This is a genomic window from Pseudomonas sp. UV AK001, assembly GCF_046097675.1.
Lineage (GTDB): Bacteria > Pseudomonadota > Gammaproteobacteria > Pseudomonadales > Pseudomonadaceae > Aquipseudomonas > Aquipseudomonas kribbensis.
Map to the genome: position 1 here is coordinate 74,491 of NZ_JBJUVZ010000002.1, position 14,307 is coordinate 88,797.

General features: G+C 60.9%; 9 protein-coding genes. 1 reads left to right on the forward strand and 8 read right to left on the reverse strand.

All coding sequences use genetic code 11. The features are described from left to right. Positions 1-7: 7 nt before the first annotated feature. The 7 genes from ACKLNA_RS08320 to aspA all read right to left on the reverse strand — a co-directional run bounded on the left by ACKLNA_RS08320 (position 8) and on the right by aspA (position 12,434). The gene (locus ACKLNA_RS08320; protein WP_408985604.1) at positions 8-4,546 is read right to left on the reverse strand and encodes a hypothetical protein; all 4,539 of its coding nucleotides are present in this window, start codon (positions 4,544-4,546) and stop codon (positions 8-10) included. 142 nt (positions 4,547-4,688) lie between these two features. Next, positions 4,689-5,789 carry a polyamine ABC transporter substrate-binding protein gene (locus tag ACKLNA_RS08325; RefSeq protein ID WP_085708803.1) on the reverse strand — a complete coding sequence of 367 codons (1,101 nt, stop codon included), beginning with the start codon at positions 5,787-5,789 and terminating at the stop codon, positions 4,689-4,691. Continuing rightward, entirely contained in the window at positions 5,786-6,811 is a 1,026-nt protein-coding gene (locus ACKLNA_RS08330; protein WP_408985605.1) for a histone deacetylase family protein, read from the reverse strand. The genes ACKLNA_RS08325 and ACKLNA_RS08330 overlap by 4 nt, the downstream gene beginning before the upstream one ends. A gap of 132 nt (positions 6,812-6,943) precedes the next feature. Continuing rightward, positions 6,944-7,942, reverse strand: coding sequence for an AraC family transcriptional regulator (locus ACKLNA_RS08335; RefSeq protein WP_408985606.1), 999 nt, complete (start codon positions 7,940-7,942; stop codon positions 6,944-6,946). 87 nt (positions 7,943-8,029) lie between these two features. Continuing rightward, complete coding sequence (locus tag ACKLNA_RS08340; protein WP_408985607.1) at positions 8,030-9,034, reverse strand: asparaginase; 1,005 nt, start codon at positions 9,032-9,034, stop codon at positions 8,030-8,032. A gap of 99 nt (positions 9,035-9,133) precedes the next feature. Then, the gene (locus ACKLNA_RS08345; protein WP_408985608.1) at positions 9,134-10,579 is read right to left on the reverse strand and encodes an alanine/glycine:cation symporter family protein; all 1,446 of its coding nucleotides are present in this window, start codon (positions 10,577-10,579) and stop codon (positions 9,134-9,136) included. A gap of 430 nt (positions 10,580-11,009) precedes the next feature. Next, positions 11,010-12,434, reverse strand: coding sequence for an aspartate ammonia-lyase (aspA, locus tag ACKLNA_RS08350; RefSeq protein ID WP_085708808.1), 1,425 nt, complete (start codon positions 12,432-12,434; stop codon positions 11,010-11,012). Positions 12,435-12,614: 180 nt separating this feature from the next. Between aspA and ACKLNA_RS08355 the strand changes: the two genes are divergently transcribed. After that, positions 12,615-13,526: a LysR substrate-binding domain-containing protein gene (locus ACKLNA_RS08355; RefSeq protein WP_408985609.1), complete on the forward strand. Its 912-nt coding sequence runs from the start codon at positions 12,615-12,617 to the stop codon at positions 13,524-13,526. Between the two features lie 11 nt (positions 13,527-13,537). On the opposite strand, the gene ACKLNA_RS08360 is transcribed toward ACKLNA_RS08355, so the two are convergent. Beyond that, a complete protein-coding gene (locus ACKLNA_RS08360) occupies positions 13,538-14,134 on the reverse strand; it encodes a hypothetical protein (protein WP_408985610.1) in 597 nt (198 codons plus the stop codon). Between the last annotated feature and the right edge of the window lie 173 nt (positions 14,135-14,307).

A 14,307-nucleotide genomic window follows, 5' to 3' on the forward strand; every position in this document is an offset into this window, starting at 1 on the left:
GTCGACATCAGTTGAAGAACATCGACGAAGCCAGCGCGTTACTGATCTCGCTGCGATAAATGGCGATCAGTTCCTGACTTGCACTGTCACGCTCGATGGCGCCTCCCAGTCGCCTTTGTGCAACGGTTTTCAGATGCGCGGCGGTGAACGATCCGACGGGGTCCGCCGGACTGGCGTAGTGGAAATGGGCGTACCAAAGTACCTCGCGGGTTCCGCGATCGAGCACCTCGTACTCGTCCAGATAGTCTTTTCCTGGCCCTTTGAGTCGACGCCGGGTGGTGACCTTGGCGATGTCCACTTCGCCCTCGCTTTTGAGCCACTCCACCCGTGCGGCCGTGGGAGGTTGTTCCTTGATCATCCGGATGCGGGTATTGCGGCCTGTCTCGTGAAGCGTGCTGGCTGCGCTCTCGAGAGCATTGCGCAGGGTGACGGCCGCATCGTTGCGTTCTTCGGTGCGGTTGCTGGCGAGCAGCGACTGATCGATGTGTTTGATGACTTCCCGCAAACGTCCGGCATGCTGTTGGTAGAGGTCCTGGATTTCGGCAGGAATTCTGGGTGCACGACTGACCTGAGCCTGCATGCGCCGGTCGAAATCCGCGAGCCCGTCAAGTAGCGCCTGGCCTCTGGCAATACTTTCCGCCAGTTTGGGCACAGGCCTTTCGGGCGTGGGGCGAGCCGTGACTCTGTGCAGCCACACACCCGGCGTTTTTTCATGGAAAGTGGCGATGACCTTGCCGGTCAGGGGTGCCTTGACGTCTACCAGCCCCGTGTCCCGGCCGTCGGCGCCTTTGCGTGGCTCACCGACAATCGTGCCTTTGAAGCGGGTCTTGATGATCTTTTTCGTGGGCGTCGTTGCGGGCCGGGATGGACCGGGGGTCGGCTCGACGAGACGCCGTTCCTGCAGAAGGCGGGTGAGATGGTTCAGCGTGTCCTGCCCGAATTCTGCAACCCGGGTGCGTATATGTTCCAGGCGATCGGCAATGATGTGTTCGGGATACTCGGCAGCCAGATCGATAAAGCGCTGGTCGAGGGCGGAAAACTGTTGCGCCACCATGTCCATGGCTTCGATCCGGTCTCCGAGATTAAGCAGACTTTCATCGCTGCCCAGGTCCAGAGTGCTGCGAATGTTGAGACTGGCGTCGTCGATCAATCGATCGAGTGCTATCTGTGCATCCAGATTCGGAGTGGACTCTTCTTTCAGGCACAGGTGTTCCGCCAGCGTGATCTGCAACAGTTTGAGGTCACTGAGCGAGTAGGTAGGAAGTTTGGCCTTGTAGACACGAGTGACCTCGCAGGCCTCCTTGCCCAGCAGACTGAGCTCCTGAAAACGCGAGTTGGCGAGCTCGATCTTTTCGATCATGCCCTGAGTCACGTCGGTCATGCGGGTAAAGGATGCAGAGCGCTCAGGGCCACGCACGGTCTGCTCTTCGTCCAGCAGCGTCAGCGTGGTGTGCAAGCCGTCACGAAAATCCCGGGTGTGCTCGTCGAGCCAGGACTGCATCAGAAACAACTGAAACGACAGCCGCTGAACCATCGCGGAGCGGTAGTTGGGAACCGGTTCCAGCGCATTCAGGGCCTTGAGATCCTGGGCATGGGCGCCGTATGCCCGGATCTGGGTATCCAGGTTGTCCAGAAAGTTCTGGCGTGCCGCTGAAGCTGTTTGCGGTGTGGCGTCCAGCATCGCCTTGCGTAAGTTGATCAATTCTTGCTTTTTGTCCGCCAGAGTGGCTTCGAAGGCGGCCAGCGCGACTTTCTTCTGGTTCAGTCGCTGCTTGTTCTCCTGCTGCATTTTTTTCCGTCGACTGCCCAGTCCGCCTCCCCGCAGACGCAATCGCAGGTCGATGAACCACTGGCCCTGTGCGTTGTGGGTCAGCAACGGTCCCGTTCGAATGTGCTGTTGGCGCGAATCGATGATCTGCATCAGATCATCGTCGTTGATGGACACCTCGAACCAGCGCTCGCCCACAGGCGCGTACCACTTCGCTCCATGGCTGTAGAGGTGTTGATGCGGTCCCGCGTTCTCGGGCCCGGTGAGCTCTGCCGGCTTTTCGATCTTCAGGGTGTCGAGGAGCATGCCGAGTGACGGCTTCGACCTGCTCAGGGCGCCCACAGTGATCAGTGACGTTTCATGTGCGGATGGAAAAACCGCTCCGCCAATGTCCGCAAGACGCGTGACCTCGGGCTTGAGCGGTACGGGCTTTTCCTCTGGCGCGATGACCGTTCGATGTTGTGTCTGTCGATTGGAGGCCGCCCGGTGGGCGAGGATCATGCCCAGCGTGAGCAACACATCGGTCAGGGCCGACCACTCGATGGTGCCCGGTGTTTCGTTTTGCGTATCGATCAGGGCTTGCAGGTCATCCAGGATCTGCCAGATCCATGCGGCAGTGCCAATGCTGCGACCCAGGAATGGCAAGGCTGCGTTGAACAGCATCCAGCCACCGTGCTTGAGCGTTGCCCAGCGGGCTTCGGCGTTGGAAACGGACTGACGATCGGCCTGGGCGATCATGGCCTGAGCATTGGCATTGAATAGCGCTGTCGCTACCTCCGCTTCGATGGCGTTGTCCTGTGCCAGTGCGACCGGCCCGGTCATGTCCAGTGCGACAGTCGGGTCGACCAGCATTTGCGGGAGGGTCCATACCGACATCAGCGAGCCGGGAAACACGTACTGGGAATAATTGAACCGCACGTCGTCGGGCAGCCACGCCAGTACCGATTGCCGGAGCGTCCGGGAGTGCTGGATCGCATACAACAGATTGGTCTGGCCCGGATACTGGATCAGCGGCGGGTCGAGCAGCGGTCGATAGAGCAGGCACGGTCCCTTTTCGGCTTCCTGCGGACCGATGATGAACATGTTGGCCACGGTATCGGTGCTGCCGTTTGTGCGATGGGCCCGAAACGCCAACGGGCGGACCACGATCCTTTGCCCGTTCACCAGCCGGTCACCGGGGGCGGTGGCGAGGGCTGCGACGACATAGCGATAACCTTGCTCATCCAGGCCTCTCTCGCCACGGATCTTGCATTGCAGGGCCAGCAGCGCCAGCTCGATCGGTAACTGATCGGTGTACAGCTTGCGCAGGGCAGGTGCCTCGACCGGATCTTCGATCAACCGGCGCTTGAGCATGGCGGGGTAGACATTGCCGATGTCCACCGTGGTCACCAGGGTTTCCAGATACTGCGGGGTCATCCAGGCCGGAGTCGGCGAGCCGTCCACATGGCGAACGGTTTTGATGCCCATCGGCAAACCGGCCAGGTTCTGCAACGCCAGTTCGATGAGCGTCAGTGTCAGGGTTTCTGTCTGTCCCGGCACCACGAAAGTACCCCACACGACGAGGCTGGTGATGGTGATCTCGATGTTCTCGACCTTGATGTCGGGTGCCGCCGGGTGATCCTTGCGAATCTGCGCGGTCAGTTGCGTCACGGTGTAGGCGTGGAGTGTGGGAATCTCGTGTTGAAAGGATTTTCCGCGGGTGCGGTTTTGCAGGATTGCCAGATCCAGCAGATGTCGGCTGAAGCAGGTCTGGTCGGCGGTGGAGGCGCTGTCCAGCCAATCTGGCAGCAACGGCCGCAGCTGTTCGAAATCAGACGCTGCCCGCATGTTCGCTGCCAGGCTCTCGCCGATGGGTAGGGACGGAATATCGCTTGCACGCTGTGACAGGCCGAATGAGCCGATGACATCCGCGTCCGTTGCCAGCAACGTGCAAGCCTGATGATCGAAGAAGTTGCCTTCGGGTTCGAACAGTCGCCATTTCAGATGAACTGTGGGAGTGGCCCGGGCCAGCAGGTCTGCCAGCGCCTCACCGAGGTCATCGAATGAATCGAAATCGCGAAACCCACGGGTGATGGAGTGAGTGGTGATGATTGTGCGCTGGCCCGAAGTTCCCGCCAGTACCGCAATCGGCAGCACATTCAGGTGCCGGTCTCCAGTGCTGTGTTCCCGATCGACATCGATCAGGCACGCTCGCGTCTTGTAAGGGTCGTTGTGCAGACGCTGTCGCTTGTCGGGAAACCGGTACACGGTTCTGGCCATGGCCAGTCGTTCGGCGCCCCAACCTTGTGAGTCGATGACGTTCCATTGCTCCCGCAGTGCATCCGACAGCTGATACCAGCGTGGCTCATCCGCTCGGGTGGCAGTGTTCCAGTAGGCGAGTTGCTGTTCCTGATACGCCACGAACAGAAGTGTTGCGAGTTCGTTGATCAGGCGGCCCACTGCTTCGATCTTTACCGGTAGATGAATGATCGGTTCGCTTCCCGGATGGCGCGTCAGAAAGTGCTCGCCATCCAGCCAGGTCACCGTGGAGCCATGGACGCCCAGACGCACCAGGACGTCGGTCAGTGATTCGAACTGTTCAGGCCCGGCGATGACGTGATTTTCCTCGATGCTCCAGGTGGGAGTCACGACGATAGCCAGTTGCGGGTCGATGTTGAGATCCGGGTACAGAGCCTTCAGCGCCGGGCGCAAGGCATGCGATGCGGCGTCCCTGAGTGACGGTCCGGACAGCAGCCGGGTTTGCAGATCGGTGACGTTGGGGCGAGGCGTTTCAGGCATGTCCGTGTCCTTGTTTGTCGGTAGCGGCGCTCTCCTGCAACGCCGGGATCGGGACACGTTAAAGGCTTGTCGGCGACACGGTGCGGTACATGGATACCGCAAAAAAAGACCCGCGAAGGCGGGTCTTTTCCGGGGGCTGGCTTCAGGTGCCGGACTTGATCTTGGTCCATGCCCGGGTGCGTGCCCGCTCCGCGTCGCGCGGCAGCGGTTGCAGGGTGTAGAGCGTATTCATCGCCGCATCCGTCGGGTACAGATTCGGGTTGTTGCGTATCGCCGGATCGACCTGCGCGGTGGCGTCCTTGTTCGGGTTCGGGTAACCGACAAAATCGCTGACCGGGGCGATCACCTGCGGTTGCAGCAGGTAGTTGATGAAGGTGTAGGCATCCTGCGGGTTCTTTGCGCCTTTCGGAATGGCGAGCATGTCGAACCAGATCGGCGCACCTTCCTTCGGCAGGCGCATGTCGACCACCACGCCGTTCTTCGCCTCTTTGGCGCGGTTGGCGGCTTGCGAGAAGCTGCCCGAATAGCCAACCGCGACGCAGATGTCACCGTTGGCGATATCGGCCATGTATTTGGACGAATGGAAGTAGGTCACGTACGGACGAATCTTCATCAGCAAGGCTTCGGCCTTGGCGTAGTCCGCCGGGTTCTTGCTGTTGGGATCCAGACCCAGGTGTTGCAGGGCCAGCGGCAGGATCTCCGACGGCGAGTCGAGCAGGGCGACGCCGCACTGCTTGAGCTTGCTGATGTTCTCTTCCTTGAAGATCAGGTCCCAGCTGTCCACCGGCGCGTTGTCCCCCAGCGCTGCCTTGACCTTGGCCGGGTTGAAGCCGATCAGGATGGTGCCGTACATGTACGGCACGGCGAACTTGTTGCCCGGGTCGTTGGCCTCGATCAGCTTCATCAGTTTCGGGTCGAGGTGGTTCCAGTTCGGCAACTGGCTGCGATCCAGCGGCTGGAACACCCCGGCCTCGATCTGCTTGGCGAGGAACACGTTGGACGGCACCACCACGTCGTAGCCGGAGTTGCCGGTCAGCAGCTTGGCTTCCAGCGCTTCGTTGGTGTCGAAGATGTCGTAGACCAGTTTGGTCTGGCTGTTCTGCGCCTTGAAATCTTCCAGTGCCTTGGGAGTGATGTAGTCGAACCAGTTGTAGACGCGCAGGGTGCGTTCTTCGGCGTGGGCGGCGCCGCTCAGCAGCGCTGCGCACAGCGCGGGTGCGATGAAGTGCTTGAGACTTTTCATGACTCGAAACCTTCCAGCACGTTCACCGCGTTGATGCCGATTTCTTCCACCGCGTAGCCACCTTCCATGACGAACAGGGTCGGTTTGCCGAGGGCGGCGATGCGTTTGCCCATGGCCAGGTAGTCCGGGCTGTCGAGCTTGAACTGCGAGATCGGATCGTCCTTGAAGGTGTCGACGCCCAGCGACACGACGATGATGTCGGCGCCATAGTTTTCGATCTCCGCGCAGGCCTGATCCAGCGCCGCGCTCCAGACATCCCAGCCGGAACCGGCCGGCAGCGGATAGTTGAAGTTGAAGCCTTCGCCGGCCCCTTCGCCGCGCTCGTCTTCGTAGCCGAGAAAGAACGGAAATTCCGCTTCCGGGTGGCCGTGGATCGAAGTGAACAGCACGTCGCTGCGCTCGTAGAAAATCGATTGGGTGCCGTTGCCGTGGTGGTAGTCGACGTCGAGGATCGCGACCTTCTTGTGGCCCTGATCGAGAAATGCCTGAGCGGCGATGGCGGCGTTGTTGAGGTAGCAATAACCGCCCATCAAATCGCCGGCAGCGTGGTGTCCCGGCGGACGGCACAGGGCGAAGGCGCCACGGGCGCCGCGCTGGATTTCCGCTTGGGCTGTCAACGCCACTTGCGCTGCGCTGTACGCCGCTTGCCAGGTGCCGGCAGTGATCGGCGCGCCGCCGTCGAAGCTGTAATAGCCAAGCTGGCCGTGCAGGCTGGTGGGTTTGACCTGACGAAGGGTGCGCGCGGGCCAGGTGTAAGGCAGCAAGTCGCCGTCGGTGTTGAATTCGGTCCAGCGTGCCCAGGCGCCTTTGAAAAAGTCGAGGTAGTCGCGGCTGTGAATACGCTCGATCGGCCCGAGGCCGAAATCCTTCGGTTCTTCGACTGGGCCGAGGTTTTGATTTTTTACTCGTTGCAGCACGTGGTCGGCGCGCGACGGCATCTCGAAGCAAGGCTTGAGTTGCCCGTCGATCAATTCGCAGCGGCCATGGTGCAGGTGGTGATCGTCAGAGTAGATCGTCAGCATTTGTTGTTCTCCGCAGGGGCTGATTCGGTTGGCTCCAGTGTTGCGGCGCAGGGCGAATCGGAGAACGGCCAGAGAGGCCAAAAGGGGATCGATGTGGCCAAAAATACTGACCTGATATCGCCCCTCGACGGTTTAACCGTGTGGACGGAACTGACTCGGCGCCACGCCGCTCCAGCGTACGAAGGCATGGCGGAAGCTCGCGGTCTCGCTGAAACCGAGGGTTTCGGCGATGCGGTAGATCGGCAACTGATCTTCGCAAAGCATCTGCTTGGCCCGCTCGAAGCGCAGTTCGTCGAGCAGTTCCTGATAGCTGCAACCCATGTCCTTCAGATGTCGGCGGAGGGTGCGCGGCGAGCAGTTCATCTGCTGCGCCAGACCTTCCAGCCCCGGTGCGGCGTTGAGTTGCGCAGTCAGCAACTGACGGATGCGCCCCAGCCACGCCTGGCGGCCGGTGAACTCGGTGTTCTGTTTGCGGCAGCGTTCGGCCATGGCCTGGTGGGTAATGATGTCGGCCAGCGGCAGCGGCTGGTCGAGCCAGCGCCGGTCGAATGCGAAGGCGTTGTCCTTGGCGCCGAAGTGCAGGGGCGCCTTGAAGTGTTCGGCGTAGCTGTCGCGGTAATCCGGCGCGGCGTGTTCGAAGCGGGCGGCCAGCAGAGCAAGCGGATGACCGAGCAGGTCGTCGCAGATGACTTTCAGCGATACCAGACAGAACTCGGCATTGAACACTGCCATCGACGGACTCTCGCGGTAATCGGCGGCAACGAACCAGACACGCTCGCCGTCGTCTTCCAGGCTCAGCTCGAAAAGTGTTCCCAGCAGCGCCGGATAACGGATCGCCAGGCGCAAAGCGTCACCGAAGGTGGCACAGGTCAGCAGCGCGTAACCGAGGATGCCGTAGCAGGAAACATGCATGCGCCGGCCCAGTTCCAGGCCGATGTCGTGCTTGAGCGCGACTGCGTTGGCGCAGACCTGCATCTCCTGATTGGTGGTGATGCGGGTGTCGGCCCGGCTCAGATCCGCCGCGCTGATGCCGCTGCCGGCCAGCAGTGCTTCGCTGGACAGACCTTCGGACTTGAACGTGTTGAGGATCAGCGAGACCGCATTGAGCGTGGTGAGGTGGGAGTGGAGCATGGGATCTTCCAGCCTTGGGATGCTGGAAACGGCAGCAAGTTGCATGCCGGGCCGGGGGAGCGGCGAAGCTCCCACGGCCGGTTGCGATCAGCTGAGCTCGCCGCACAGGTCGAGTTCGACCAGACGCCGTACTTCCGCCGTCTCAAGGCCTGCCCCGAGCAACGCATTCAACTTGCCAAACGCCGCCTCACGAGTCATGCCGCCACCGGACAACACACCAACGCCACGCAAGCGGCTGCCCGCTTCGTAGATATCCAGTTCCACACCGCCTTCATGGCACTGCGTGACTGCAACCACGACCACGCCGCTGTCCCGCGCCCGGCCGAGACTGGCGAGGAATTCCGGGTTGTCGCTCGGCCCGGTGCCGCTGCCGTAGCATTCCAGCACCAGACCCTGAATGCCGCTGTCGAGCAGGCCGTCGATGATCTCGGCGCCGATGCCCGGGAACAGCGGCAGCACGGCAACCCTGGCCAGTTGCTTCGGTTGGTTGTAGTTCAGCGCTGCCGGCAGCGAAGTGGCTTTCACGCCGCCGCCCTGGCGCTCCAGGCGTTTGAACGGGTGACGGCCGAAGCTGCGCACTTTCGCGCAACGGGTCGGCGCCAGCAGCTCGCCGTGGAAATACAGATGCACACCCGGCGCCAGGCCGTGGCCGAGGGCGACCAATGCGCCGCTGAGGTTTTCCCAGGCGTCGCTGTCGGTGACGCCGGCCGGCAGCATCGAGCCGGTGAAGCACACGCGGGCGTGCAGGCCGAGCAGCTGGAAGCTCATGGCGGCGGCGCTGTAGGCCAGGGTGTCGGTGCCGTGCAGGATCAGCACGCTGTCGCAGCCTTGCACATCGACGGCATCGACAACGGCTTCGCGCAGTTGCTGCCAGTAGGCCGGGGTCATGTTGGCGCTGTCGATCAGCGGCGACATCTCGCGAAAGCGCCACTGCGGTACGACCAGTTCAGGCTGGCTGTGCAGGTAGTCGCGCATCCGCGCTTCGAAACCGGAGGCCGGGGCCAGACCGTTGGCGCTGGCCTGCATGCCGATGGTGCCACCGGTGTACAGCACCATGACGTGCTGGGCGGCAGGGTAAGTCGAGGAATTCATGGGGAGTTCTCCTGAACGAAGACAGCAGGCGGTCGAGCATGACGCTGACCGCCGCTTGTGTCACGCCGGGCGCAGGACCTGCGCCCGGTTTTTTCCCGATCAGCGTTGCGCTGCAGGGATGCCTTGCGCCTGAGTGTCAGCCTTGGCAGCAGCCGACGGGCTGGTTGGCCAGGCTTTGAGGTCCAGGTCCAGGTCGGCGAATTTGCTGGAGTCGAACACTGGCTGGTCGACGCCGGCGCGACGCTGTTCGTCGTAGTCGCGCATGACACGCATGCCGACCTTGAACAGCAGGGCCAGGGCCACCAGGTTGACGAAGGCCAGGCAGGTCATGGTGATGTCGGCGAAGGCGAACACGGTCGACAGGTCCTGCATCGAACCCCAGACCACCAGCGCCAGCACCAGACCGCGGAACGTCATTAGCGCAACGCGGTTGCGGGTGAGGAACTGCAGGCTGTTTTCGCCCAGGTAGTAGTTGTAGAGGATGCAAGTGAAGACGAACAGCGACAGCGCGACGCTGACGAACATGCGGCCCCAGTCACCGACCACGGCGGCCAGCGAGTTCTGGGTCAGGACGATGCCGTCACCTTCGAAGCCCGGGGTGTAGAAGCCCGACAGCAGGATCAGCAGCGCGGTGCAGGTGCAGATCACGAAGGTGTCGAGAAACACGCTGAACGCCTGAACCACGCCCTGAGCGCCCGGGTGTTTCACGGCCGCCACGGCGGCGACGTTCGGCGCACTGCCCAGGCCCGCTTCGTTGGCGAACACGCCACGCTTCACGCCCATGACGATGGCGCTGCCGAGCAGGCCACCGAAGGCCGGGTCGAGACCGAAGGCGCTCTTGAAGATGGTGACCAGCATGGCCGGTACGTGTTCGATCTGGGTGCCGATCACGTACAGGGTCACGGCGATATAGGCCAGGGTCTTGACCGGTACCAGCAGGTCGGACACCGAGGCGATGCGCTTGATGCCGCCGATGAAGGTGATGGCCAGCAGCACAGCCAGGACGATGCCGGTGTGTTGCGGGTCAAAGGCAAAGGCGTTTTGCAGCGAGTGGGTCACGGTGTAGGACTGCAGGCCGATGAAGGCGAAGCCGTAGGTGACCAGCAGCAGGATCGAGAACACCACCGCCATGCCCTTGAGCTTCAGGCCGTGCTGGATGTAGTAGGCCGGACCACCACGGTACAGACCATCACCATCGGCACGTTTGTAGACCTGGGCCAAAGTACATTCGAAGAAGCTGCTGGACATGCCGACCAGTGCGGTCACCCACATCCAGAACACTGCACCCGGACCACCCAGGGTCACGGCGATACCGACACCGGCGATGTTGCCTGCACCGACGCGGCCGGCAAGGCTGAGCATCAGGGCCTGGAACGAGCTGAGTTGACCGGCGCTGCCTTTGAGGCTGTCGCGGAACACCGCGAACATGTGGAAGAAGTGGCGCAATTGAACGAAACGCGAGCGAATCGTGAAGTAGCTACCGAGCCCGACAATGAGCACGATCAGTACTTTCCCTGAGAGGAAGTCGTTGATGACTTCGAGCATGGATTTTTCCTCGCTGTTTATTGTGTAAGCAAATGCTGGATGGTCGGAAACATCGCGTTACACCGGTGTGCGCGCGGCACAACGGGCGAGGCGAGGGTTTCGTCCCGGATCCATATCGCGGGTTTGTTATTAGTTCGGGTTTCGCATGGGTTATGGCCTCGTTACCGACGACCGCTCACGCGAAGAGGGGCGGCACTATACCGATCAGTGCGGCGCCCGTCTGCACGGTTGTGGTGCAAGCGACGAAACGAAGCTTTGAAACACCCGACGTTACCGGCGTCGGGGCTTTTGCGGGATGGCTCCCACAGAAGACGATTGTCCTTTCAAATAGTTAAAAAAAAGGGCTTGGGGAATGATCCCCAAGCCCTCAAAAGGTGAGAGGTGTCTAGTCCCTCGACCTGGTGAGCGGTGCTACAAGTAACGCGTCGGATCAGGCCTTCAGAGGCACCAGACGCGGAGCAATCATGTTTTCCGGGCGCAGGATGTCGGCGAGCATGGCGTCGTCGAGCAGACCTTCTTCGCGCACCAGTTCCAGCACGCCACGGCCGCTTTCAAGAGCGATACGGGCGATGCGGGTGGCGTTTTTGTAGCCGATGTACGGGTTTAGTGCGGTGACCAGACCGATCGAGTGTTCGACCAGTTCGCGGCAGCGCGCTTCGTTGGCGGTGATGCCGACGATGCAGTGCTCGCGCAGCATGTCCATGGCGCGTTGCAGCAGACGGATCGAGTCGAGGATCTTGAAGGCGATCAGCGGCTCCATCACGTTCAGTTGCAGCTGGCCGCCTTCGGCCGCCATGGTCAGCGCCAGATCGTTACCGATGACCTGGAACGCAACCTGGTTCACGGCTTCCGGGATTACCGGGTTGACCTTGCCTGGCATGATCGAGCTGCCTGGCTGACGCGCCGGCAGGTTGATTTCGTTGATGCCGGTGCGCGGGCCGCTGGACAGCAGACGCAGGTCGTTGCAGATCTTCGACAGCTTGACTGCGGTGCGCTTGAGCATGCCGGAGAACAGCACGAAGGCGCCCATGTCGGAGGTGGCTTCGATCAGGTCGGCGGCTGGAACCAGCGGTTGACCGCTGATCAGGGCCAGACGCTGTACGGCCAGGGCCTGGTAGCGCGGGTCGGCGTTGATACCGGTACCGATCGCGGTGCCGCCCAGGTTCACTTCGGTCAGCACTTCCGGGGCCAGTGTCTTCAGACGGGCCAGGTCTTCGCCCATGGTGGTGGCGAATGCGCGGAACTCTTGACCCAGGGTCATCGGCACGGCGTCTTGCAGCTGGGTACGGCCCATCTTCAGGACGTGGTTGAATTCTTCACCCTTGGCCGCGAACGCCTGAATCAGGCTGTCGAGGCTGGCCAGCAACGCATCGTGACCCAGCAGCAGACCCAGGCGGATCGCGGTCGGGTAGGCGTCGTTGGTCGACTGCGCCATGTTCACGTCGTCGTTCGGGTGCAGGTACTGGTACTCGCCTTTCTGGTGACCCATCGCTTCCAGCGCGATGTTGGCGATCACTTCGTTGGCATTCATGTTGGTGGAGGTACCGGCGCCACCTTGAATCATGTCGACCACGAATTCTTCGTGGAAATCACCGCGGATCAGACGGGCACAGGCTTCGCTGATGGCAGCGTGCTTGGCTTCGCTCAGGTGGCCCAGCTCACGGTTGGCGTCAGCGGCGGCCTGTTTGACCATCGCCAGACCGACAACCAGCTTCGGGTAGTGCGAAATCGGAACGCCCGAGAGGCGGAAGTTGTTCACCGCTCGCAGGGTCTGGATGCCGTAATACGCTTGAGCAGGGACTTCCAGGGAGCCAAGCAGGTCGTTTTCTGTGCGGAATGATGCAGCGGAGGACATGATAGAAATCATCTCGATATGGACCCGGTCTGTGCCGGAACGCTGCGAATGCTAGGCTTGTGGGAATTTTTGGGCCAATGCTGTTAAACACTGCCCTATGCACATTCGGCATAATGCCCGTGTGACGCCGCGTGCGCGGCAGACGTGTGACCTGTTTTGGTGCGTGTCCGGGAGGACGTGATGAATCTGGAAAGCAAATGGCTCGAGGACTTCAGTGCCCTGGCCGCCACCCGCAGCTTCTCGCAGGCGGCCGAACGGCGCTTCGTGACCCAGCCGGCGTTCAGTCGGCGGATCCGCAGCCTGGAAGCCGCGCTGGGCCTGACGCTGGTCAATCGCTCGCGCACGCCGGTCGAGTTGACGGCGGCGGGGCAACTGTTTCTGGTGACCGCTCGCACTGTGGTTGAACAGCTCGGCGAGGTGCTGCGCCATTTGCATCACCTGGAAGGCGGGCAGGGTGAAGTGATCCAGGTGGCGGCGGCGCACTCGCTGGCACTGGGGTTCTTCCCGCGCTGGATTGCGCAACTGCGCAACGAAGGCCTGAACATTGCCACGCGGCTGGTGGCGACCAACGTCGGCGACGCGGTGCACGCGCTGCGTGAAGGTGGCTGCGATCTGATGCTGGCGTTCTACGACCCGGACGCGGCGATGCAGATGGACCCGGAAATTTTCCCGTCGCTGCACCTGGGCCAGACCGAGATGCTTCCGGTATGTGCGGCGGATGCCAATGGCAAACCGTTGTTCGATCTCGAAGGCGAGGCCAGCGTGCCGCTGCTGGCCTATAGCGCCGGGGCATTTCTCGGCCGTTCGGTGAATGGCTTGCTGCGCCAGCGTCAGCTGCGCTTCACCACAATCTACGAAACCGCCATGGCCGACAGCCTTAAAAGCATGGCCCTCGAAGGCTTGGGCATCGCCTGGGTTCCGCAATTGAGCGTACGTGCCGAACTGGCTCGTGGCGAACTGGTTGTCTGCGGCGGCCCGCAATGGCATGTGCCGCTGGAAATTCGCCTGTACCGCTGCGCGCTGGTGCGCAAGGCCAATGTGCGGTTGTTGTGGCGCAAGCTTGAAGGCGGAGCGTCCAGCCCTTCATCCTGATGGGATATTGATCATACGTATCGCACGAACCGAGAATTATTTTCCGAGTCCAGGTAAGCGCGTATGTTTTCCCGGTTTTTATCGCTAAAACGGTTGGCATCGTGGCGAAGTCCAGAGAATTCATCTGTTTCTCTCATAACTGTTTCGCTCCACCAGCCGTTGTACAAGACTTCACCGTCTTCATGTACTGCATTGAACATATGGCCGACTTCATGAGCGGGAGTACTGGCTTCTTTTGTGGCCGCGATACCCACGTAGCCTGGGCGCCTGGCGATGCCTAATACCTTTACGTTTATAGGATGGCGCGTCAACAACAGAAACTTGTTAAAACGTGGGTCTCGCCTTTCGGGTGTTCGAGAGTTTCGATAGTTGTCAATTTTTAACTTCCAGGTTTTCAGCGATATTGATGCATCCACGTTCTGATACGGATGATTGCTGAACTCTTCGGCATCAGAAGGACGGACCAATACAATCAACATTTTGCGACCGGAGATGTTTTCCATTTCCTCCGCGAACCAGGAAAAATGTCTATCGTACAATTCGTCTTTGCTGTAGTCCTCGAGGTCTTTATGGATGAATACAATGAGTGACAGTGGTTCCTTGAGCATGATTTTCTTTTTTCTATAAATGTTAATGGGTGACTATGCAATTCACCCGGTCGCCGGTTTTTTGCAAAGAGTGGTCGTTCATATTCTGTTTTTTGTTGAAAGCTGAATGCTCGAACTGGTGCAGGATTGTTCGATTCAATAGTGAGTACCTGGCAGTCGGTGAATATATATCA